The 20,876-nt window shown below is 44.3% G+C and carries 20 protein-coding genes; 9 read left to right on the top strand and 11 right to left on the bottom strand.

What is annotated here, in order from left to right; translation table 11 throughout:
- Positions 1 to 5: 5 nt before the first annotated feature.
- The 3 genes from SNR28_RS16045 to SNR28_RS16055 all read left to right on the top strand — a co-directional run bounded on the left by SNR28_RS16045 (position 6) and on the right by SNR28_RS16055 (position 3,915).
- Positions 6 to 3,083, top strand: a complete 3,078-nt coding sequence (locus SNR28_RS16045) for an efflux RND transporter permease subunit (RefSeq protein ID WP_375753671.1) — start codon at positions 6 to 8, stop codon at positions 3,081 to 3,083.
- Positions 3,084 to 3,113: 30 nt separating this feature from the next.
- On the top strand, positions 3,114 to 3,314 hold the full coding sequence (locus tag SNR28_RS16050) for a hypothetical protein (RefSeq protein ID WP_375753672.1): 201 nt from the start codon (positions 3,114 to 3,116) through the stop codon (positions 3,312 to 3,314).
- A 133-nt stretch (positions 3,315 to 3,447) separates the two neighbouring features.
- Positions 3,448 to 3,915, top strand: a complete 468-nt coding sequence (locus tag SNR28_RS16055) for a hypothetical protein (protein WP_375753673.1) — start codon at positions 3,448 to 3,450, stop codon at positions 3,913 to 3,915.
- Positions 3,916 to 3,929: 14 nt separating this feature from the next.
- On the opposite strand, the gene SNR28_RS16060 is transcribed toward SNR28_RS16055, so the two are convergent.
- From SNR28_RS16060 to SNR28_RS16105, 10 genes are all read right to left on the bottom strand, one after another.
- On the bottom strand, positions 3,930 to 5,090 hold the full coding sequence (locus tag SNR28_RS16060; protein ID WP_375753674.1) for a diguanylate cyclase: 1,161 nt from the start codon (positions 5,088 to 5,090) through the stop codon (positions 3,930 to 3,932).
- A 183-nt stretch (positions 5,091 to 5,273) separates the two neighbouring features.
- A complete protein-coding gene (locus SNR28_RS16065; protein ID WP_375753675.1) occupies positions 5,274 to 6,311 on the bottom strand; it encodes an aldose epimerase family protein in 1,038 nt (345 codons plus the stop codon).
- A gap of 23 nt (positions 6,312 to 6,334) precedes the next feature.
- Positions 6,335 to 7,297 (bottom strand): D-2-hydroxyacid dehydrogenase, encoded by a 963-nt coding sequence (locus tag SNR28_RS16070; protein ID WP_375753676.1) that lies wholly within the window; start codon positions 7,295 to 7,297, stop codon positions 6,335 to 6,337.
- 94 nt (positions 7,298 to 7,391) lie between these two features.
- Complete coding sequence (locus SNR28_RS16075; protein WP_375753677.1) at positions 7,392 to 8,921, bottom strand: tripartite tricarboxylate transporter permease; 1,530 nt, start codon at positions 8,919 to 8,921, stop codon at positions 7,392 to 7,394.
- A gap of 13 nt (positions 8,922 to 8,934) precedes the next feature.
- Positions 8,935 to 9,801 (bottom strand): tripartite tricarboxylate transporter TctB family protein, encoded by an 867-nt coding sequence (locus SNR28_RS16080; protein WP_375753678.1) that lies wholly within the window; start codon positions 9,799 to 9,801, stop codon positions 8,935 to 8,937.
- An 87-nt stretch (positions 9,802 to 9,888) separates the two neighbouring features.
- Positions 9,889 to 10,899: a tripartite tricarboxylate transporter substrate binding protein gene (locus SNR28_RS16085; protein WP_375753679.1), complete on the bottom strand. Its 1,011-nt coding sequence runs from the start codon at positions 10,897 to 10,899 to the stop codon at positions 9,889 to 9,891.
- A gap of 83 nt (positions 10,900 to 10,982) precedes the next feature.
- A complete protein-coding gene (locus tag SNR28_RS16090) occupies positions 10,983 to 11,951 on the bottom strand; it encodes a sugar phosphate isomerase/epimerase family protein (protein ID WP_375753680.1) in 969 nt (322 codons plus the stop codon).
- A gap of 65 nt (positions 11,952 to 12,016) precedes the next feature.
- Positions 12,017 to 12,982 (bottom strand): transketolase family protein, encoded by a 966-nt coding sequence (locus SNR28_RS16095; protein WP_375753681.1) that lies wholly within the window; start codon positions 12,980 to 12,982, stop codon positions 12,017 to 12,019.
- 25 nt (positions 12,983 to 13,007) lie between these two features.
- A complete protein-coding gene (locus SNR28_RS16100) occupies positions 13,008 to 13,832 on the bottom strand; it encodes a transketolase (protein WP_375753682.1) in 825 nt (274 codons plus the stop codon).
- Positions 13,833 to 13,895: 63 nt separating this feature from the next.
- Positions 13,896 to 14,549 (bottom strand): GntR family transcriptional regulator, encoded by a 654-nt coding sequence (locus tag SNR28_RS16105; RefSeq protein WP_375753683.1) that lies wholly within the window; start codon positions 14,547 to 14,549, stop codon positions 13,896 to 13,898.
- Positions 14,550 to 14,974: 425 nt separating this feature from the next.
- Here SNR28_RS16105 and SNR28_RS16110 point away from each other — a divergent pair, with 425 nt between their 5' ends.
- Genes SNR28_RS16110 through SNR28_RS16130 form a run of 5 tightly spaced genes read left to right on the top strand, consistent with a single transcriptional unit; the run spans position 14,975 to position 18,725 of the window.
- Positions 14,975 to 15,430 (top strand): RpiB/LacA/LacB family sugar-phosphate isomerase, encoded by a 456-nt coding sequence (locus SNR28_RS16110; RefSeq protein ID WP_375753684.1) that lies wholly within the window; start codon positions 14,975 to 14,977, stop codon positions 15,428 to 15,430.
- Between the two features lie 11 nt (positions 15,431 to 15,441).
- On the top strand, positions 15,442 to 16,440 hold the full coding sequence (locus SNR28_RS16115) for a dihydroxyacetone kinase subunit DhaK (RefSeq protein ID WP_375753685.1): 999 nt from the start codon (positions 15,442 to 15,444) through the stop codon (positions 16,438 to 16,440).
- A gap of 2 nt (positions 16,441 to 16,442) precedes the next feature.
- A complete protein-coding gene (gene dhaL / locus SNR28_RS16120) occupies positions 16,443 to 17,078 on the top strand; it encodes a dihydroxyacetone kinase subunit DhaL (protein ID WP_375753686.1) in 636 nt (211 codons plus the stop codon).
- Positions 17,075 to 17,863, top strand: a complete 789-nt coding sequence (locus SNR28_RS16125; RefSeq protein ID WP_375753687.1) for a triose-phosphate isomerase — start codon at positions 17,075 to 17,077, stop codon at positions 17,861 to 17,863. Before dhaL ends, SNR28_RS16125 begins: the two co-directional genes overlap by 4 nt.
- A 13-nt stretch (positions 17,864 to 17,876) precedes the next feature.
- Positions 17,877 to 18,725 (top strand): sugar phosphate isomerase/epimerase family protein, encoded by an 849-nt coding sequence (locus SNR28_RS16130; RefSeq protein ID WP_375753688.1) that lies wholly within the window; start codon positions 17,877 to 17,879, stop codon positions 18,723 to 18,725.
- Between the two features lie 54 nt (positions 18,726 to 18,779).
- Here SNR28_RS16130 and SNR28_RS16135 read toward each other — a convergent pair whose 3' ends face one another.
- A complete protein-coding gene (locus SNR28_RS16135) occupies positions 18,780 to 19,364 on the bottom strand; it encodes a hypothetical protein (RefSeq protein WP_375753689.1) in 585 nt (194 codons plus the stop codon).
- 297 nt (positions 19,365 to 19,661) lie between these two features.
- On the opposite strand from SNR28_RS16135, the gene SNR28_RS16140 reads away from it, so the two are divergent.
- Positions 19,662 to 20,822 (top strand): iron-containing alcohol dehydrogenase, encoded by a 1,161-nt coding sequence (locus tag SNR28_RS16140; protein WP_375753690.1) that lies wholly within the window; start codon positions 19,662 to 19,664, stop codon positions 20,820 to 20,822.
- Positions 20,823 to 20,876: the final 54 nt, after the last annotated feature.

Raw genomic sequence — 20,876 nt, forward strand, 5'->3', positions numbered from 1 at the left:
GTTCTATGATGTACAAAGATATCATTTCCAACACCCGACTGATGGTGCTTATTGTTGCTTTTCTGATTGTAAGTGGCATCACCTCATATAGCACACTTCCACGGGCAGAGGATCCGGTGATTACCAATCGGCATGGAACCATTGCCACTCATTATCCTGGAGCAACATCAGACAGGGTTGAATCCCTTGTTACTGAAGTCATCGAGAATAAACTCAGAGAACTAAATGAAATTACAGAGATTACTTCGACATCGCGCCTGGGAATTTCAATCGTCAGTGTAGAGATTGACGAAACTATCATAGAAGTAGAACCTATTTGGTCCGAAGTTCGGGACAAGTTATCCGATGTAGAAGCAACGCTACCTAAAGGAGCGTTAGCGCCGGATCTAGATACCGATAGTGGGGCGTTTACGTCTATATATTCGCTGGACTGGCAAGGAACCGGTGAACCAGATTTACTTATTCTCAGTCGCTATGCTAAAGAGTTAGCTAAGCGGCTTCGAACACTCTCTGGAACAGAGTTTGTGGAAGAGTTTGGTCTGTTGGATGAAGAAATTGTGGTTAACATCAACGCCAATGACGGTATTGCGGTCGGTTATTCTTCTGAACAGCTTGCGAAGGCAATTGAAGGGGCGGACATTAAAGGGTCAGCCGGAGAGCTGGTTAACCAGCACTCTCGCTTTGGGTTAGAGTTATCAGCAGCACTTGACACTGTGGAGCGTGTCAGTCAGGTTCCGGTCTCAGTTGATAATAACGGCTATACCGTAAGAGTAGGGGATATCGCAACTGTCTCTCGCGGCGCAAAAACACCTTATGATGAGCTTGCTATGGTTGATGGCAAGCCCGCAGTTATTGTCGCAGCACGTATGCAATCCGATCTCAGGGTCGATAGGTGGACAGCATCCGCACTTGAGGTGTTGGAAGAGTTTCGAGCTGAGCTGCCTTCAAATATTAAAGCCGAAGTTATTTTTAGCCAGCAGCCCTATACGGAACAGAGATTATTCGAGCTAGGTGAGAGCTTACTTATTGGTTTAAGTCTTGTGCTGATCGTGCTGTTGTTTACTCTCGGTGTCCGTGCTGCATGCATTATCGCGTTGGCCTTGCCGTTAACGTTAATGTTTACCTTAACTATCATGAAGTATCTGGCAATACCTGTTGATCAGATGTCCGTAACAGGGTTTATCGTTGCGTTAGGAATCATGGTAGATAATGCGGTAGTGATGGTCGATACCATTCAGAGCTATCGGTTAAAAGGCAAAGGTAAGATAGAATCCGCGATGATGGCGGTTCAGCATTTATGGATTCCTCTGGCCAGTTCGACGTTAACGACCGTATTGGCATTTGCACCGATCTTTCTGATGCCAGGATCGACAGGTGAATTTGTGGGTTCAATAGCACTTACGGTCTCGTGCGCGTTAGTTGGTTCTTATATCATCTCCCATACAGTTATCGCTTCACTATCGAGTGTTTTTCTTCCCGACAGCAAGAGTTCAAACGCATGGTACCAGAGTGGCCTCACCATTCCGGTGCTTAGCCGATGGTTTTCTGGCTCGATAGCGCTGGCTATTCGCCATCCCTATATAGCCATTCTTATGGTCGTGTCGATACCTGTTTTTGGCTATTGGAGCAGTACTCAGCTAACGGAGCAGTTTTTCCCTTCTTCAGACAGGGATATGTTTGAAGTTCAGGTATACCTGCCACCTCAAGCCAGTATTTATTCCACTAAAGCGACAACAGAGGACATACATAGCCTAGTTACTGAAGAGGCAGGTGTAGAGCAAGTCAGTTGGATGGTTGGCACATCTTTCCCATCGTTTTACTACAATGTGATACCTCCAGAGCAGAACGCTCCGTTCTTCTCTCATGCCATGGTAAAAACAACCGATTTTAACGCTGCGAATCATCTCATTCCATTGTTGCAATCTAAACTCAATAAGCAGGTGCCGGAAGCGCAGATACTGGTAAGGAAGCTTGAACAAGGACCTCCTTTTACTGCGCCGATTGAGCTTCGCGTATATGGCAGAAACATCGAAACATTAAAAAGTATAGGCAAGGATATTCGGTTAATTTTGTCCCGAATACCTCATGTTACTCATACGAGAGAGAGCCTTCCATTGGGCGTGCCACAGTACTCACTCAATGTGGATGAAGAAGCCATTCACATGAACACATTAAACCTGACTCAGTTTGCAGACATGTTGCAATCTACTTTGGTTGGCAGAGAAGGTGCAAGTATTACAGAAGGAACGGAATCGATACCTGTTCGTGTGAAAGTGCATGATAGTGAAAGAGAAAACTATGATGACCTAAATAAATTACGCTTACCAATTACTGCTCAGGGCCAAAATACCGGTATTTCGGTAATGGATTTGTCCAGGCTGGAACTTGTTCCTGGTAGCGGTGGTGTTACCCGCAGAAATGGTCTTAGAGTGAATACGATCGAAGGTTATATCGAAGCGGGTGTTTTGCCACAAACGGTGCTCAACAACTTCAAAGCTGCACTAGAAAGCTATTCATTTCCGGCCGGGTATAAAATCGAGTTCGGTGGGGAAGCGGCAGAAAGGGATGAGTCTGTGAACAACCTAATGGGCAATGTTTCTGTGGTTGTTGTGCTTATGATATTGGTCGTTGTACTGTCATTTAACTCTTTTCGTTTGAGTGCTGTTATCTTCATTGTCGCTGGGTTAGCGGCTGGGTTGGGCATACTTTCCGTATGGCTGTTTGGATATCCATTTGGTTTTACCGTGATTATTGCCTTACTCGGTGTTGTGGGGCTGGCGATCAATGCAGCCATAGTCATTATCAGCGAGCTGGCGGCCTGTCCTGACGCAAGTAAAGGTGATGCTGACGCAATTGTAAATGGTGTTATGAGTTGTACGCGACATATTACCTCGACCACGATTACAACAATTGGTGGATTTTTACCATTGATCCTCGCAGGGGGAGCATTCTGGCCTCCATTTGCCATCGCCATTGCAGGTGGTACTGCCCTGACCACCTTGTTGTCATTTTATTTTGTGCCGCCAGTATTTCAGTTGCTCACTCGAATGCCGATGAAAATACGAACTCTGGCTCATGCGTAATGGATATTCAAATAAAGGTGGGTTATCACTATGAAAACAAGAGCGTGTCCGTTTTGTAGCGGAATAGATTTATCTCTTGAATGGATAGAATCGGCCTGGGGCAGTGAAGACAAAGAACTCCATATTGTGTGCAATAACTGTGCTGCGTCTGCTCCTGCTTATATTTGGAATCAGCAGCAAGCCATGGATGGTAGTACTCGACAAAGCGATAAGAATGATAGTCCAATATAGGTTGAGGGGATTATCATTTGAAAATTTTCATTGTCCTGACTTTTAAATAACTATCCCGTGATAATTTCGTGTAAAACGAATAAAAAACAACCAAATTCATGGTTGTAACTATAGCTTTTACCGGGGAATTCATTTGCGAGATATTTGGCTGCCGCCTGCTGTTTTCTTGTCTTTATTTAGCTTTTCTGTATCTGCCTGTGAGCGAACGGCTGTGGATTCAGAAATGCTCTATTTACCAGAATCATCTGTTATTTGTGAAGAAACTCTTGAGGGGGTGGAAACACTATGGACAGATTTTCAGCAACTTAATATGTTTGATGAAGAGAAAGATACAAACTATTGGGATTACTGGGGTACAGAACTGGCCGATAGCCCTTTGGTATCGAGCGGTGTAAAGCAGAGTCACTTCGGGCTAGCTTTGTGGCAACCTAATGATGATGAGTCCGTTGCTGATATGACTTATACCGAGTGGATGATGAGTCATGGATTTCAGTTTAGCCTTGGCTTTGGAGAGCCGGATAAACCTAAGTTCCGTTTTGATTACCAATGGCACGATATATTGGATGACCAGTTCTCTTTTCAGATCGAAGTGCCGTTTTAGACCATGTTGAAACGCTAAATGATCACTTCAACTCTGTTGCGTCCTGACTCCTTGGCTTTATAAAGGGCCTCATCGGCACGGAACAGAGTCGACTCAAAACTTTCTCCATTATTGAGTTCAGCTATCCCGAAACTCGCGGTGACGGATAGTTCTGATTCACTGCAAAATATTTCGTTTTCGATGAGCATTTTGAGTTTGTTTGATAGCTTTCTGGCATTTTCTACACCGATATCGGGCACAATAATGAGAAACTCTTCGCCACCGAATCGAAATAACAGATCCTCTTTGCGGATGTTTTGCTTTAGCAGTGTCGCGAGTTTAGTAAGAACCGTGTCACCCACGGAGTGTCCCAAGGTATCGTTGATGCGCTTAAAATGGTCGATATCCAGCATAATGAAGGAGATAGGGCTACCACTTCGGGTAGCACGAGATACTTCTATGGGAGCAAGTTCATTAAGTGCTCTTCGGTTATAGGTCTGGGTGAGCTCGTCTCTTCTCGCTTGTCTGATAAGCCTGTACTCCAGACGTGAGCTGATCATCCACATCAATCCAAAGCTGCTGGTGATGATTAATAAATCCATCACGATAAAAGCGAGTTGATGGATGACATCGGCCGACATAAAGCTTTTAAAGTTTCCTTGTTCCATAGACCACATTGCTCGGAAGACGAAGAACATCCCTGCAAGCATAAATGGCAATGCCGTCATCCATTGCGCTATCTGAAGATCTTTTTGAGGCCCTTTAAATAGACAGAAGACACAGAGGGCTGACTGAATCGCCACTATGGTGTTTATTATGATTAAACGGTTAGCAATAGAAGGCTCATAGTAGGTGTAGTAGATAAAGGCCACGACCATAGCGACAAGCATTACGGTGCTTGTAAGGCTATATCTTCCTGATAGCCCTTTGAATTTTTCCAGCCCAAGGTTCAACAGAAGACACCCCAGTACAATGAGCGCATTCGCAACGATTATGGACATGAAAGAGGGGATAATGTTTCTCAAACTGAGGAATAAGAACCCGAACCCTATTGCGATCAGTCCGGTAGCGAAGGATTTGATGCCTTGAAAGCTACTCTGCTTATAAGACAGAAAAATAAGGCCTGTCCCAAATACAAATGAGTTAAGTACTGTTAAAAAAGACAAGGTTCGAATATCAAGCTGAAATATTTCCACTCTTTCACCGTGAATAGCTAAGACACTAACACCCATATCAATGTGGTGTGTTAGTAAGTATTGATTAGGTTTTGGGAATTTGCGAACTGCTTGATGGTCGGGAAAGAGCTACTTTGATTAAGAAAACCCCCGAATTACAAGATGTAACTCGGGGATTGGCCATACACCTTCTAAGACAGAAGGTTAGCCAAAATCATACACAATGGTATGTTCGTAGGTTTTGGATTCGTCGATAAAAGTACACGGGAATCCAGGAGTGTTAACACCGTTTACATAGCCTTTCGGCTCCAGGCACAATCCAGCATATCTCTTATATACCGTATCTGATTTGCCTTTTACGCCATCAAGGTTGTGTCCGTTGTAAAAGTGAAGGGTACTCTCGTTCGAATACACGGAAAGAGTGCGTCCTCCACCTTTAAGTTGTGCCATAAGCGTCAGGTTATTGTTACTGCTGTCTGACTTCGAAAAAACGTAGGAGTGGTTAATCTCGATACCGCTTTCGACACCGTCTGACAGCTGCTTAGGTTTTTGAAAGCAGAACTCTGTGTCGTCAACAGCGAGAATATTGCCGCTCGGAATCCTATCTTCCTTCTGCTCAAGGTAGTTGTCAGCATAGATGGTTAGTTCATGCTCGTTGATACTTCCTTTATCGTGCCCAAACAGATTGAAGTAGCTGTGCGCGGTCATGCTTACCGGGGTAGGGCCGTCTGCTATCGCTTTGTAAGAGAGCTGAAGTCGATTGCTGTTGTTCAGAGTGTAGGTTGCCAGAACTACGACGTTACTCTTGAAGCCTTCCTCGCCATCAGCATCGTGAAGTCTCAGAGTGAGCGATACCTCATTCTCTTTCTGTTCGGTTTCAAGCTCTTTCCAGACTCGTCGATGATATCCAAATCGACCACCATGAACGCAGTGTTTGCCATTGTAGGCGTTACCATTTACTCGGATCGTCTCTTCGTCCTGACGAAAAGCGGCATTTTCGATTCGGTTTGCAACTCGCCCGATAAGCGCCCCAAAGTAATGATTATCTTTAGCGTAGGCACTTATTTCATCTAGCCCCAACACCACGTCATTAACTACACCGTTCTTATCTGGCACATAAAGGTTGCTGATGATGCCACCAAGCTCAAGAATGGATACCGACATGTTGTTATCGTTGGTCAATACAATTTTGCTGACATCCTGATTGTAAAAGGTGCCGTATGAGTGTCTCTCTACAAGCATATGTATTTCTCCGAATCCGTCAGTTAAACCGTATTTTGCGGTTTACCGTCGATAAAGGACTGGACGTTCTCTGCCACCATATTCATGATTCTCATACGTGCATCTAATGTTGCCCATGCAATATGTGGCGTTATTACGCAGTTCTTAGCTGTAAGCAATGGATTATCTGCCTGTGGTGGTTCTTGCCATAGTGTATCCAATGCAGCACCGGCTATAGATTCGGAGTTAAGAGCCTGTGCAAGATCCTCTTCTACTACCAACTGTCCGCGAGAGGTATTGATCAAAAAGGCTTCCGGCTTCATTAGCGCCAGTTTCTCTTTGTTCATCATATTGATGGTTGCAGGAAGAGCAGGGCAGTGAAGAGAAACAAAATCCGCTTCCGATAATACCGAGTCGAGATCTTTCATCTCATGTTGGTAGGATGGAAATGATTTGGCGTAATCATCGTGAGCAATAACCTTCATTTTGAAAGCTGATGCAATCTCGCCAACACGCTGACCGATATTACCAAAACCGACGATGCCTATGGTTTTTCCTGCCAGTTCGATTTGCGGGTTTAACCAGTAGGTCCAGTCTATGTTGTTGGTCCAACCTAGTTCGTTTCTTACGTTGTCACTGTTGATTGCTACATTGCGTGCTAGCTGCATTACATGAGCAAACACCATCTCAGCAACAGTATCGGTGCCATAGACAGGTACGTTCATGACCGGAATGCCCTTTTCACGGGCGTACTCAACATCCACTACGTTATAGCCAGTAGCCAGTACCGCGATGCACTCCAGTTCAGGACAAGCATCGATCACTTCTTTGGTGATTGGTGTTTTATTGGTGAGAATAACGTTAGCGTTTTGAGCGCGTTCTATAACTTGTTCAGTGCTCTCTGTAGAGCGATCGTAACAGGTGAACTCTCCCAGTGCCGAGATTGGATCCCAAGGGTTATCTCCCGGATTCAGAGTATAACCATCAAGGCATACGATTGTTTTCATTTGAATTTTTCTCCTGTGTCAGAGAGGGAGGGCTCCCTCTCTGCATCTTCGTATAGATAGGTTCTTTTGGGTTCTGTTTTCGCTACGAACTTTTCTAGGACGTAGCTAGCCGGTTTTTGACACTGGCAAACAGGTTCTTGATGGCCCGATTAACAAACGGGATCTGGCTACAGATGATCATCACGATAATACAAACCAGAATAAACGAGATTGGGCGTTCGATCATTGGCATCAGGCTACCACCCGTAGTTTTAAGACCAGTACGCAGTGATGTATCCGCCATAGGACCAAGTATTACCCCAATAACCAGTGGCGCGATTGGAACATGTAACTTCATAAAGAAGTAAGAGATGATGCCAATAACACCCATCAGGTAAAGGTTAAATACACGCATACCCAGAGCAAATGAACCGATAACACACAAAACCGCGATTAATGGCATAAACAGGGTTTGTGGAATGCGCAGAATGTGTACCACCTGCTTAGACAGGATCATGCCACATACCCACATTGCGATCGCTGCTGCGAACAGAATCGCTGTCACTTCCGGAATAAAGTCAGGGTTTGATTTTAGCAGCATTGGACCCGGAGCAACGTTGTGAAGCATTAGCGCGCCAAGTAGCATAACCGCTGGTGGAGACCCTGGGATACCAAGGCTCAGTAGTGGAATCATCGCACCACCGACACACGCCTGGTTAGCAACAGACGTTGAGATAACTCCCTCTGGTGCGCCTTTACCGAAGGTTTCCGGCTTCTTACTGGTTTTGCGCGCAATGCCGTATGCCACCCATGCTGCGATATCTTCACCGATACCCGGAACAGCACCGATACCTACACCTGTTACCGCTGAACTACCAATAAGCTTGGAGTTCTTAAACATGGTCTTCATATCTGGCAGCAGTTTACCGATGGATTTGGCATTCATCGACTTCATCTTCATCTTCGATTCAAGAACCGACATGATTTGAGGAATACCGAAAGCACCGATAAGCACAGGTACCACATCAATACCGTTGTCCAGATCGTGCATACCCATGGTAAAGCGAGGGTACATCTGCATGTGGTCCTGACCGATTGTCGATAGCCAGATACCGAATAGACCCGCAATCCAGCCCTTAATTGCCAACTCAGGAGAGGTTAAGCTGCCACTGATTAAGATACCGAATAGCGCCAGCAAGAAGTACTCGTAAGAGGTAAACTGCAGTGCTGCTTTAGCGATCATCGGTGATAACAGCGCAACAAACACCATACCTACCGCAGAACCGATTAGTGAAGATGTGGTTGCCAGACCAAACGCGCGACCTGTCTGGCCTTTTTGCGCCATTGGATAACCATCCATTGCCGTTGCTGCAGAAGCCGCGGTGCCCGGAATGTTAAGCAGAATAGAGGTATACATACCGCCGTAAACACCGCCCACATAGATAGAGAGCAGGGCAAGTAGTGCGGTCTGGTTATCCAGCCCGTAAGTTAAGGTTGTAAGTAGTGCAACACCTAACGTTGCCGTCAGGCCTGGCATAGCACCGAAAATAATCCCCAGGAATGTACTGCCAGCCAGAATCAGTATCAGAAGAGGGGATGTGAAAATATGCAAAAACATATTTCCGAATACAGATAAAATGTCCATATGTTAATCCCTGTTAAAATGCGTCTTCGAGTTCAGACAATTGCTCGTCTGAAAGGTCCATAGCTTCTGTTTCAGTTCCGGTATTGATGTAGTTGTAGTAGGTATAGTTAAAAACCTGTTCAACTACGATGCCTTCTTTAGGCAACGGAACCAGTAAGAAGTAACGGAATATCGGGCAGAGCGCTGCAGGAAAAATGATGGCGATTAAAGTCATCTTCTTAACTTTTTTAACCAGCTCCGGGCTAATCTTCTTCGCATTTCCATACATGGTCAGGAAGAGAGCGACTATAGTGACCAGCAGGATAATGTCAGTGGTAAAGGCGTAACCTGAGTTAACCACATCGTCGATTCCGGTTAAGAAAAGAGCGATAGATAACGCAATAGCACCGTAGTAGATTTTCAGAAGCTTTCTGGAAATCACTTCGTTGTCCAGATAGTACAATCCGATATACAGCAGTAGGAAAGCTGTGGAAGCTAAGAAGAAATCATACCAGGTGATCAGTACGTAGATGTAACTGATGATTCCACCTGCGGAAATAAGAAAACTCTTTGGATTAATCTCTTTAAAGTATTTAAAGAACTTTTCGCGGCCCTGTGCATTTTTGCTTTGCACGAAAACCGACAGACCAGCGGCAAACAGTGCCACACCAATAAATAAAGGTAACAGTCCAGGTGATTCATACCATTCAGTGGTGATACCACCAACAGTACCTGAAAATGGCATTGTTAAAGCAGTTGCTACAACACCAACAGAGAACACCATAACAACAAGGGAAAATGCAAAGTCCCACCCATGCATCTTTTCCTGTTCTATGGCTTCGGCTAGGGCTTTGCTCTCCTCAGAGTGCTCGTCCGTAGCTTGCACGGTATTACTAGACATCCTGACCCCCGTAATACATAGATAACATGAAAACTTTTGGTAATCAGAGCCATTACCAAAGCCCTGATTACCTTATTGCTTTATCGACTATGGGCGTGGAATTCCCAGCGATTCAGGGTTAACCTTAGCCGCTTCCAGTTCCCAAAGTGTCCAGCTAAATAGCGACTCAAGGCGAGCCATACGCTCATTGGCTTTCTTGCCGTACTCACCAACTACCTGATAGTGGTTTTCTTTTGCGTAAGTTGTGATTTCGTCACTCGCCATTGCACTTGCAAACGCCTTCGCTACTTTCACCTTGATCTCTTTTGGCGTCTCTTTCTTCATTGCGAAGCCGATAGCCTGTGAAATCGGAAGATACTCGTTAAGAGAAGGGTAGGTTTCTAGTCCAGAAGGAATAGTGATGTCACCCACTGTGAATGGTTTCTCTGTCAGTGTTGCCAGTGCTTTAAAGTCACCAGACTGGATTAACTGGTTTTGCTCAGCAACAGATGTGATGACTACATCTACTTCACCACTCAGTGCTGCGTTCTGGCTACGGGATGAACCAGGGAACGGGATGAAGTTCATTTCACCATCAATGCCTTTCGCAAACGCCAGGTAGTTAATATGGTGAAGTGAACCCGCAGAGCCTGCACCTACACGCAGCTTGTTTGGATTGGCTTTAATGTAAGCAACCAACTCTTCAATGGTGTTAAATGGAGAGCTTTTGGATACTGAGATTACATCCGGAGAACTCGCCACGATAAAGTAGTCGAATACATCCATACGGTTTTCCCAACCACCCATTACCGCTGCAGTTACGTTTGACTCAGACAGACCAACGAATGTGTAGCCATCAGGCTTAGCACTGTAGCCTTCAAGCAGGCCAACAGAGCCAGATACACCACCAGGTTTGTTAATAACGTTGATGTTTGTACCCAGATATTTCGCCATAGATGCTGTTGCAACACGGTTGATTACGTCAGTACCACCACCGGCAGACCAGGTAACAATGTCCGTGATGTTACGGCTTGGGTAGCGCTCGGATGCCATTGATACGTTAGACATAAGGGAGATGGCAGCGATTGCAGCACCGGCAAGTAATGTTCTTCGTTTCATGTTATGTACCTTTTTTCCACTGTGCTTAAAGCACTTTAGTTAAGTTAACATTTTGTTGTTGTATTCGTCGTAGGGGGCGGTCACTAAAACTTCATAAAGTAACCCTGAAGATCTGCCCAGATATCCATGTATTCTTTCTTGCGCAGACTCTCTTCAAAATTCGACATACCAATCTCATCAATTCGTGCTGAGATTCGGTTTGTCATACTCACATTCGCTTCGAACATCTTGACGATGTCCCAACGCGTTGGTGATGTGTCGGAAGTTAACCATCCTTGATAGTTGAACTTTTTCAGATAGAAAATGAATTCGATGTACTGCATTAGGCTTCGGCTACCGCAGAAGTAGTCCCAGTCCCATTTACCATCGTTGTCATTGATATGGATGTAGTATTTGATGTCCTGCGAGTTAAGCAGAGCCAGCTCTTCCGCAGGGTTGTTGTCACCGTAAAGTGAATGACCGTAGTCCAGAGTGACACCGATGTTCGGATTGCCAATATCTTTAATAAGGCAGATAGTTTTTGCAGCGTCATCAAGATAACAGCGACCACGAACCTCATTCGGCTTGTACTCAATAAACAGAGGAATCTCAGGCTTATATTCACCAGCAGCAGCAAAGGTTTCGCATAGGCGTTGCCAGATCTCAGTGTAGTCAGCCTGGAACGAAAACTCGTAACCGTCACTCAGCGGACAGCACTGCACTTTGTCAGCACCAACCGCTTCCGCGAAGTCTTTCGCTTCTTTAATAAACTGAACAGCGCGGTCGCGTACTACTTTGTCTGGTGACGTCAGGCCGCCGGATTTAAACTCTGGCTCTACTTTCACATTAACGTTAATACACGCAACGTCGATATCGTATTTCACGAGCAGTAGCTTAACTTCTGCCAGATTGTCGAAGTTAACTTCGTAAGGATAGATAAGCTCAGCGCCTGTCATCCCTTCGATCATTCTTAACGTCTGGAACTTCTGCTCCAGCGTTTTAGGCTCGTTATATTCAGCAAAACGATCCTTGGTTTGCCCCAAAAATGGGGTGATTACAGCATGTTTAAACATAAAGTCTCCCTGCAGCCTTCCATGTGGTAGGCCGATATATCACTGATTTAATTCTTTAAGTCGTTTTAGACGGTGGCTTCTGGAGCAACTAACATCGCACTGGCGGAGTCGATGATGTGCTTCGCTGATAAGCCGTATTTGTCCAATAGAAGAGGGTAAGCACCGGATTCTGCAAAGGTGTCCTCAAGCCCCAGATTGTCGAACTTCGCGGAGATGCCTTCCTTGGCCATGCGAGTTGCAATTTCATAGGCCATGCCGTTACGCTTTTGGTGCCCTTCAGCAACAATAACGCGGCCAGTTTTCTTGATAGAGGCACTGATGGTTTCCCAATCGAGCGGTTTTACACTGTATGCGTCAATGACTTCTACACTGATGCCCGATGCCTGAAGCTCGTTTGCTGCTTCAACTGCCTGGAAGAGAATGTCGCCATAAGAGACGATCGTCAGGTCAGTGCCGGTAGAAAGAACGTTACTGCCACCACACTTGAAGGTTGCTGTCTCGTCGTACATTTCGTAATAAGAATCACGCATTAGTCGGCAGTAAACAGGGCCTTGCGTTTCCATTGTCACGTCGAACAGTGCACGGGTAGAAGCGGTGTCACATGGAGCAAACACGTGCATATTAGGAAGCGTGCTCATTAGCGCCATATCTTCTGAAGCCTGATGAGTTACACCATCAATTGCGGCTGTTGTGCCACCGTGTGAAGACATCAGTTTCACATTCAGGTTTGGATAACAGATAAAACTACGAACACTTTCAAGTGCGCGCATGGTCAGGAATACACCGTAACCTGCCACAATCACCGGACGACCGTTGGCAGCCATGCCAGATGCAGATGCCATCATGCCAAACTCAGCAATACCCATCTGGAAGTAACGTTCCGGGTATTTATCGTTAAACAGATATGAGTTGGTGGAATAGCCGATATCTGCTTCAAAAACCGTAAAGTCCTGATTGATGTCACCGTACTCAACCATACGTTCAGCGAAGGCTAAACGGGTTGGTTTATTTGATTTCACTAGCTTTTTCATAATAATTACCAATCACTGCCTCTGTTTAAGCAACCAACTCTGCGCGAGCCGCTTCATATTCTTCTGTTGAAGGCGCTTTACCATGCCAGTTGCGCACATCTTCCATAAAGCTCACACCTTTCCCTTTCACCGTGTTCGCGACGATACAGGTTGGCTTGCCTTTAAATGCGCGTGCTGAATCAAGAGCCTCTAGAATCTGTTCAATATCGTGACCATCGATAGTGAGTACGTTCCAACCAAACGATGCAAACTTATCTTCGATGCTAAATAGCGGCATGATTTGGTCACTGGTGCCATCCATCTGAAGATTGTTCTTATCGACAAAGAACACCAGGTTATCCAGCTCATACTTCGCTGCGGCCATGGCCGTTTCCCAAACCACGCCTTCATTGAGTTCACCGTCTCCAAGTATGGAGTAAACGCGTCTGCCGTCTTTTGTCATTTTGCCTTCAAGCGCCATACCCGTCGCTGCTGCACACCCGTGACCGAGAGAACCGGTTGTGGTATCTACTCCGGGAGTGCTCTTCATATCTGGATGGCCCTGAAGAATTGAGCTGATCTGTCTTAACGAATCCAGATGTTCTTTATCGAAATAACCCAGACGTGAAAGGCTCGCATACCATACTGGGCAGGCATGGCCTTTTGATAAAACAAAGCGGTCACGATTTTCTTTGCGTGGATTTGCAGGATCCAGATTATTCATTTCCGAGAAATAAAGTGTTGTCACTATTTCTGCTGCAGAGAACGAACCACCAATATGTCCAGATTGGGCTTTATAAACCATGTCTAAAATATCCATTCGAATATTTCGTGCGAGCTCATAAAGCTCTGCTAAACTTTTTTTAGGCATAGCAGTGCCTCCTTAAGTTAATAAGTACAATTACAAAATGTGTTTTTAATTAGTTATCTAAAGTTAACTATCAAGGAAATGATAATTATCTAAAAATTCGATAAATTGTTTGGAAACTTCTTTCCAGTGCGTTAAGTGCATCTCTCTGGCCCCTATCGCGTCTTTATTTTCTATTGCATCAACTAATCGGTTATGTTCTTCGATAGAGTCCCAGGGTAAGGGCCTGAGTTTTATAACAATATCCTTACAGCGTTTATTTTGTTCGTTATATTTTCTTGCTGTCTCAATCAATCTGGAGTTGCCAGTGTATTCAAATATCGTTTCATGAAATTGTCTGTCATGTTCAGCCCATTGAAAAATATCATTATTATCCAGGGCAACTTTCATCAACGATGTATATTCTCTTAACTGTTTTATCTGTTCTTCATTTAATGTGTGCTGAATACATAGCTCAATTGCGGTTACTTCCAGATGGGCAATAAGCTCGTATAGTTCTTCTATATCCCTTCTTGACAAGGCGCAGATTCTGAGACCGTGTCTTGGATGAAGTTTAATCAATCCATCTTCTTGTAATCTCAGTAGTGCTTCGCGTACTGGTGTTCGGCTAAAGCCGCATATTTCTACTGCGTCTTCTACAAGTAGCTGTTCGTTAATTCTGAATTTATTCTCCAGAATCATTGACTTAAGTGTTCCGTAAGCTTGTTCTGATAACTTCATTTCTTCTTCTACCTACATCCGTATGAGTTGCTTGTTACCACCATTATAGCCATCGGCAGTAAATCATACGCTAATAAATTTTTTAATTTATTCGTTAAGTTGAGATGATTATAGATTAGGCAATCAGGTTTAAATTTGAAGTTAGTCACGCAATAAAACGTTTTTATAATAAACATTAATGTACAAAAAAAGTACATTAGCATTTTAAATAGATCTATTAACTTATTATTGTAATTAAATATCCTATCATTTAATAAATATTAAAATCTTTATTAAGTTGTTTATTAATTGACGTATTTTTTAATGTATAAAATAAAATATATTTCGTGATTTAGTTCAAAATGATCGTTTGTTTAATTAGGTTAAATATTAAATATACTCTAGTTTAAAAACGAACCGTTATATTAATAAGCGCGGAGTTTACTATGAATATAGCTATTGGTTGCGATGATGCAGCAGTTGAAATGAAAGATACGTTAAAAAATTACCTAACTTCTCTAGGGTATGAATATACCGATTACAGCGAAGCGAAAGAAGGCGACTCTAATTTATATGCAGATGTTGCTGAAAGAGTCGCTCGGGCTGTCGCGGAAAATAAACATGAAAGAGGAATGATTATTTGTGGAACCGGAATCGGGGTTTCCATTATGGCTAATAAGGTACCAGGAATTAGAGCTGCACTCTGTCACGATGTATTTTCTGCAGTAAGGGCCAGAAAAAGTAACGGCGCACAAATTATAACTATGGGTGCACGGGTCATCGGCCCTGAATTGGCCAAAACAATATTAAAAGCATGGATGGAAGCCGATCAGATAGATGAGTCTTCTTTGCCAAAGGTCGAAAGAATCATGGAACTGGAAACGGCCATTCAGGCCAGCTAACGAGGTGTATTATGAGAAAGCCCAAAAAACTAATTAATAATCCTGACGCAGTTGCTAAAGAGCAGTTTGAAGGTTTTATGGTAGCAGCGACGCATATGGAGCAGGTTGGTTCTGTTACCGCAGCAATCAGAAAAGACTTCCAGCCAAATAAGGTCGCGATTGTTACTGGTGGTGGTGCTGGTCACGAACCCATGTATGGCGGTTATGTTGGGGAAGGCCTGGCTGATGGTGTCGCGGTAGGTGATGTGTTTGCTGCACCAACGCCGGATATCATTACTGATGCTTGTAACGCACTCAATCCAGAAAACGGGGTGATCTTTGTATACGGCAACTATGCTGGCGACAACATGAACTTCGATATTGCTGCCGAACTTCTGGAAGATGATGACATTAAGACTCATACCGTTCGCATAAACGACGATGTTATCTCAGCTCCAAAAGAGAACGAAGTAGAACGTCGTGGTATTGCAGGTGCATTGTTTGTTCTTAAAGCGGCAGGCGCTGCTGCTCAGCTGTATACAGAGTTTGATGATGTTGTCGCTGCGACGGAAAAGGCGCTGAAGAATACTGCATCAGTTGGTCTGGCATTGGGCCCTTGCGCGATCCCACGTAACGAGACCTTCAACTTTGATATTGCCGATGATGAACTTGAGATTGGTATGGGCTTGCATGGTGAGCCAGGCGTGGGTAAATCCAAACTATCGACCACTGACGAAACGGTTCCCCAGTTAATGGACAGGCTTGTCGAAGAACTTGAGCTTAAATCAGGTGACAATGTCTGTGTACTTGTAAACAACCTGGGCTCTTCGACACAGATGGAATTGTTGATTGCTAACCGAGCCGTGAGTCAATACCTGACAGAAAAGGGTATCGGTATCCACGATAGCTTGGTAGGTGGTTACTGCACATCTCTGGAGATGTCAGGTTATTCCATATCTCTATTCAAACTGGATGATCAGCTAATGCGTCTTTATGACAACCCTTGCCACTCTTTTGCTCTAAGGAAATAACCATGAATACACATGAAACAATCGAAATGATGCAACTGGTCGCCAAAGGAATGGTAAACAGCGAACCCATGCTGACTAAATACGATCAGACCATTGGCGACGGAGATCATGGGCTGGGCATAGAGCGTGGTTTTAGCAATGTTGTTGTTTATCTGGGTGATGGCTTCTCTGCCAAAGATGTCGGTGATGTGATGACAAAGATTGGTACCAAGCTAATGTCCACCATGGGTGGTGCTTCGGGAGCGATCTTCGGAACCTTGTTCAGAGCTGGTGGTAAGGCGATTAAAGGCGAAGAGCAACTAACCACAGAAGTGCTGGCTCGTTTTCTGGACGCGGGGTTAGAGGGTATCTATAAGCGTGGTGGTGCCGAAGAAGGTGCTAAAACCATGATTGATGCATTGGCTCCAGCGATGAGAAAGGCAAAAGAGTTAGCAAGTGTTGATTTTGAAGAAGCGATAACAGCAGTGACAGAGGCCGCGGAGAACGGTGTAGAGAAAACGAAGGATATGATTGCGACAACGGGTAAAGCAAAAACTCTTGGAGAGCGCTCTTTAGGCCATCCTGATCCGGGTGCAATCTCTATGTCGCTTATCCTGAAGTTTATGGCTGAGTACAGTGAGTCAAAGGTTGCAGCATGAAGAATCCAAACACACAGAAAAAAATGTGGATTGGTTCAAGCTGGAAAATGAACAAGACCTCTTCTGAAGTGAAGAGGTTTTGTGAAGCTGTTGTTCCTGCTCTGAATGATCTTCCCGAATCAGTCCAGAGCTTTTTGATTCCGCCATTTCCTTATGTAGAGAAAGTGGCTAAGTCCCTAGACACGCAAAGGACCAAAATAGGTGTCCAGAACGTATGTTGGGCAGAAGATGGACCTTTTACGGGCGAAGTATCCTGCAGTATGGCAAAAGATATTGGTGCGATGCTGGTCGAAATTGGTCACTCGGAACGCAGATACTGGTTTGGTGAAACCGATGACACCGTTAATAAGAAAGTGAGAGCCACACTTGATGCGGGAATGAGTCCGCTTATCTGTGTTGGCGACACTGCGGACGAAAGACATTGGGGAGTATCCGTCGAATCAATTGTCAGGCAAACCAAAATAGCACTGCATGGAGTAACGGAAGATGAACTGGATAAAGTTCTTGTTGCTTATGAGCCAGTCTGGGCCATTGGAGAAAATGGAGTTCCGGCTTCACCACAAGAAGCTGAAGATGGCTTAAGCGCTATCAAAAATGCTTTGATCTCGAAGTATGGAGAGTCTGCAGCTGAAAAAATTGTTCTGCTCTATGGCGGTAGTGTGCATCAGAACAATGCGGCAGAGCTTATTCAGCAGCCGAGTATTGATGGGTTGTTTATTGGCCGGGCAGCCTGGGAACCTGAAGGGTATGCAGAGATACTCTCTTTAGTGACGCCATTTGCATAACAGGAGGTGAACCATGAAGGAGAATTTTTCAATTAGCACGGTAGCTTATTCTGGCTACCCGATAGCAGAAGCTCTGGATTCTATATCATCTCTGGGTATTAAGAATGTTGAACTGGCATTGATTCAGGGTGCGGTGCATGGGCTGGATGAGGAGGGGGTCTCTGAAGAGAATGTTCGTCATATATTCCGTCTATTACATGACAAAGGAATGCGCTGCACATCTTTCGCCGCTCATTGTGACATGACGCTTGAAAACTGTGATGACCTTTTATTAAAGCGTATAAAGCTTACCTATTTGCTCGATTGTCAAAGGTTGATCCTTTATGCTCCGCGTGACGGGAGCTTGCAAGACTTTCAAACCAGAGCAAAGCGCGCGCTTAAAACGGCAGAATCACTAGGTATACAGGTTCTTATCGAGAATGTTGGTGACCAGAAGCCTTATATGCTGAACGATTCAAAGGATTTTGAACAGGTTAAAAGCGAATACTCGTCGCCTGTACTTGGTATTAATTTTGATCCAGGAAATCTGGCCTCTCATCGACCAGACAACGATCTTCTGCACGATAGCATCAGAAGCCTCGACAATGCCGAGCACATTCACATTAAAGATCTGCACCTGAATGGAGGCGATTATCACTTTTGCGCAGTTGGTGATGGTATCTGTCAGTATCCGGAGTTGTTTCAGTATGCTGTTGAAGTTGGGAAGATGCCATTCTTTAGTATTGAAGCTCCGTTCTCACTGATTCGAAAAACAGATGGCCAGGCGTTGTTAAAGCCTGTATCAGAAGTGCCTGCGTTGTCAGAGATCGAAGACAAACTTGAACGTTCTGTACAAGTAATCACTGAGTACTTCGAGAGATAGCAATACCTGTCCCGTGTATCGGGGTGCACGGGATAGGTAATGCCAGAACAAGGTTTAACGGGAAGCTCTTTTTTTGATTACGACCGTGTAGCAAGGTATGGTCGCTGATGTTGTACATGTTATTTGAACATCATATTTAGGTAACATTTTTTTAAGCTGTCGAGTGACCGATTCTTTGGCAAAGAGGCCTCTTTTGTTCGGTGACAAGTTCTGCTCAAAACTCTCTTCATCAATAAACTCAAGAATGGCAACTTCGTAACGGTTTCTCTCAATAGCCTTAACCAGTTTGTCTAGCTGGAACGCATGATTCCAGAGCATGGTGGTATCAGATGCAATAACCAAATAAGGTGCGGCATTAAAAAAGATAAAGTCCAGTACATCCGACTTAAACACTTTATTAATGGCGGGATAGGTATCCGCAATCTGATAGCGTGGCTTCTCTCCACCATAAACCAGTGTAATGTTGTGTGAACTGCTCAACTGGGAAGCGACAGAGGGGTTACCACAGAAAATGATTTGTTGACCAGAATTCGCTGTCAGGTGCTCATTCACATTTAGCTCGATACTGTTTCGGCTAAAAAGGTTATTAGAAGCGGATCGACCGCCGGTTTCTTCTTTGTAATAGTTAGTTTCACTCATAGTCTGCGCCCTCAACAAATCAACTAAAAACATCCGGTGACAATTTAGAGGATACAAATAGTGTGCCACATGTCACATTTAATTATTTGGCTACAAATATTGAATAAATAATCGATAAGTGGTGTGTGTTACTGATGTTTTGTTGTGTGGGTAGGTAATGTGTCTGCATTATTTGAATTGGTCGATATTTATGCTTGAACCAAAATAATACAGGTTGCATCAACGTGGGGCAGAAAGAATGCAGGTACAATCGCATCAGATATATAAAAGGTGATGGATTTAATGGCCAGGTTAAAAATGGAAAAGTTAAAGACCGAAACAAGCAGTAAAGTGATTATTGGTGAAAACTCGCTTCTAAAAATTTTCGATGAACTTCCTGAAGATACTAAAAACATAACTCTAGTGACGGGAAAACACTTTGCCGAGAGCACTTATTTCAAGTTGGTAGAGGAACAGTGTCAGAGCTTGTCCATTAAACTAAATTGTTTTGTCGTTGGAGCGGAACCCAGAGTAGAGGTTATTGACTCCATCGTTGAATCCTTAATTGAGCCTCAGGATCTTGTCCTTGGCATCGGTGGTGGTAGTGCCCTTGACTCAGCTAAAGCGGTTGCAGTGATGCTGACCTCTGAGGGTAAGACAGAAAGATACCTCGAAGGTGTCGGGGATTTAGCCGCACTGCCAAGGCAGATCCCTTTTTATGCGATTCCTACAACTTCAGGAACGGGCAGCGAAGCCACCAAAAATGCGGTATTTATCAAACCGGGAGAGGTGAGCTACAAGAAATCGATTCGCCATGATTCATACATTCCTGATGTGGTTGTACTTGAACCGAACCTGACCCTAAGTTGTCCTCCAAAAGTGACCGCAGCCTGCGGATTCGATGCCATTGCTCAGTTACTTGAATCCTATATATCGACAAAAGCGACAGAATACACAGAGAAGGCTTGTTTGGAAGGGCTTGAAAAAGCATTTGAAGTATTCCCTGGTGTTTGTGACCAACTGGCAGATAAACCCTTGGCTCGAGAGAAGATGGCGATTGCTTCTTATCTGAGTGGTGTAGGGTTAGCGAACGCCGGGTTAGTTAACGTTCATGGAATCGCAGGTCCAATAGGTGGCGAAATCGATGTTCCTCACGGGGTCGCAGTGGCATCTATATTCCCAGAAACGCTTCGCTTAATGGTAGACAGACTCCCAACTCAAAGTATCACTATGGAGAAGTTAAACAGAGTGGGGCAGTTTATAGATGAGCCATCACTCAATGAGCTTGATGGTTGTGAACGGCTGATAAGCTTTATAGAGCAGGCGAGAGATAAGTATTTGCCAGAAGGTCTATCTGATTACGGTATAACTCAGAAAAATATTGAACAAATAGCCAGAGAAAGCGCAGATAAAAACTCACCAGTGCATTTGACTATTGAAGATATCGTCACTCTATTGAAGGATTGTAGCAAAGCATAAACTTAGGGCTTTGCTACGCAAATATCTCAGTCAAATGAAGATTAAATAAAAATA

Origin of the sequence: Vibrio iocasae, assembly GCF_042245395.1 — a bacterium.
In the GTDB taxonomy this organism is placed as follows: Bacteria; Pseudomonadota; Gammaproteobacteria; order Enterobacterales; family Vibrionaceae; genus Vibrio; species Vibrio iocasae.

What these genes read in the sequence shown, in the direction of transcription:
- SNR28_RS16140 (WP_375753690.1), top strand. Translation starts at nt 19,662, where the DNA reads ATGGAAAAGTTAAAGACCGAAACAAGCAGTAAAGTGATTATTGGTGAA.
- SNR28_RS16070 (WP_375753676.1), bottom strand. Translation starts at nt 7,297, where the DNA reads ATGAAAACAATCGTATGCCTTGATGGTTATACTCTGAATCCGGGAGAT.
- SNR28_RS16050 (WP_375753672.1), top strand. Translation starts at nt 3,114, where the DNA reads ATGAAAACAAGAGCGTGTCCGTTTTGTAGCGGAATAGATTTATCTCTT.
- dhaL (WP_375753686.1), top strand. Translation starts at nt 16,443, where the DNA reads ATGAATACACATGAAACAATCGAAATGATGCAACTGGTCGCCAAAGGA.
- SNR28_RS16115 (WP_375753685.1), top strand. Translation starts at nt 15,442, where the DNA reads ATGAGAAAGCCCAAAAAACTAATTAATAATCCTGACGCAGTTGCTAAA.
- SNR28_RS16110 (WP_375753684.1), top strand. Translation starts at nt 14,975, where the DNA reads ATGAATATAGCTATTGGTTGCGATGATGCAGCAGTTGAAATGAAAGAT.
- SNR28_RS16065 (WP_375753675.1), bottom strand. Translation starts at nt 6,311, where the DNA reads ATGCTTGTAGAGAGACACTCATACGGCACCTTTTACAATCAGGATGTC.
- SNR28_RS16105 (WP_375753683.1), bottom strand. Translation starts at nt 14,549, where the DNA reads ATGAAGTTATCAGAACAAGCTTACGGAACACTTAAGTCAATGATTCTG.
- SNR28_RS16045 (WP_375753671.1), top strand. Translation starts at nt 6, where the DNA reads ATGATGTACAAAGATATCATTTCCAACACCCGACTGATGGTGCTTATT.
- SNR28_RS16095 (WP_375753681.1), bottom strand. Translation starts at nt 12,982, where the DNA reads ATGAAAAAGCTAGTGAAATCAAATAAACCAACCCGTTTAGCCTTCGCT.
- SNR28_RS16130 (WP_375753688.1), top strand. Translation starts at nt 17,877, where the DNA reads ATGAAGGAGAATTTTTCAATTAGCACGGTAGCTTATTCTGGCTACCCG.
- SNR28_RS16090 (WP_375753680.1), bottom strand. Translation starts at nt 11,951, where the DNA reads ATGTTTAAACATGCTGTAATCACCCCATTTTTGGGGCAAACCAAGGAT.
- SNR28_RS16125 (WP_375753687.1), top strand. Translation starts at nt 17,075, where the DNA reads ATGAAGAATCCAAACACACAGAAAAAAATGTGGATTGGTTCAAGCTGG.
- SNR28_RS16085 (WP_375753679.1), bottom strand. Translation starts at nt 10,899, where the DNA reads ATGAAACGAAGAACATTACTTGCCGGTGCTGCAATCGCTGCCATCTCC.
- SNR28_RS16135 (WP_375753689.1), bottom strand. Translation starts at nt 19,364, where the DNA reads ATGAGTGAAACTAACTATTACAAAGAAGAAACCGGCGGTCGATCCGCT.
- SNR28_RS16075 (WP_375753677.1), bottom strand. Translation starts at nt 8,921, where the DNA reads ATGGACATTTTATCTGTATTCGGAAATATGTTTTTGCATATTTTCACA.
- SNR28_RS16080 (WP_375753678.1), bottom strand. Translation starts at nt 9,801, where the DNA reads ATGTCTAGTAATACCGTGCAAGCTACGGACGAGCACTCTGAGGAGAGC.
- SNR28_RS16100 (WP_375753682.1), bottom strand. Translation starts at nt 13,832, where the DNA reads ATGCCTAAAAAAAGTTTAGCAGAGCTTTATGAGCTCGCACGAAATATT.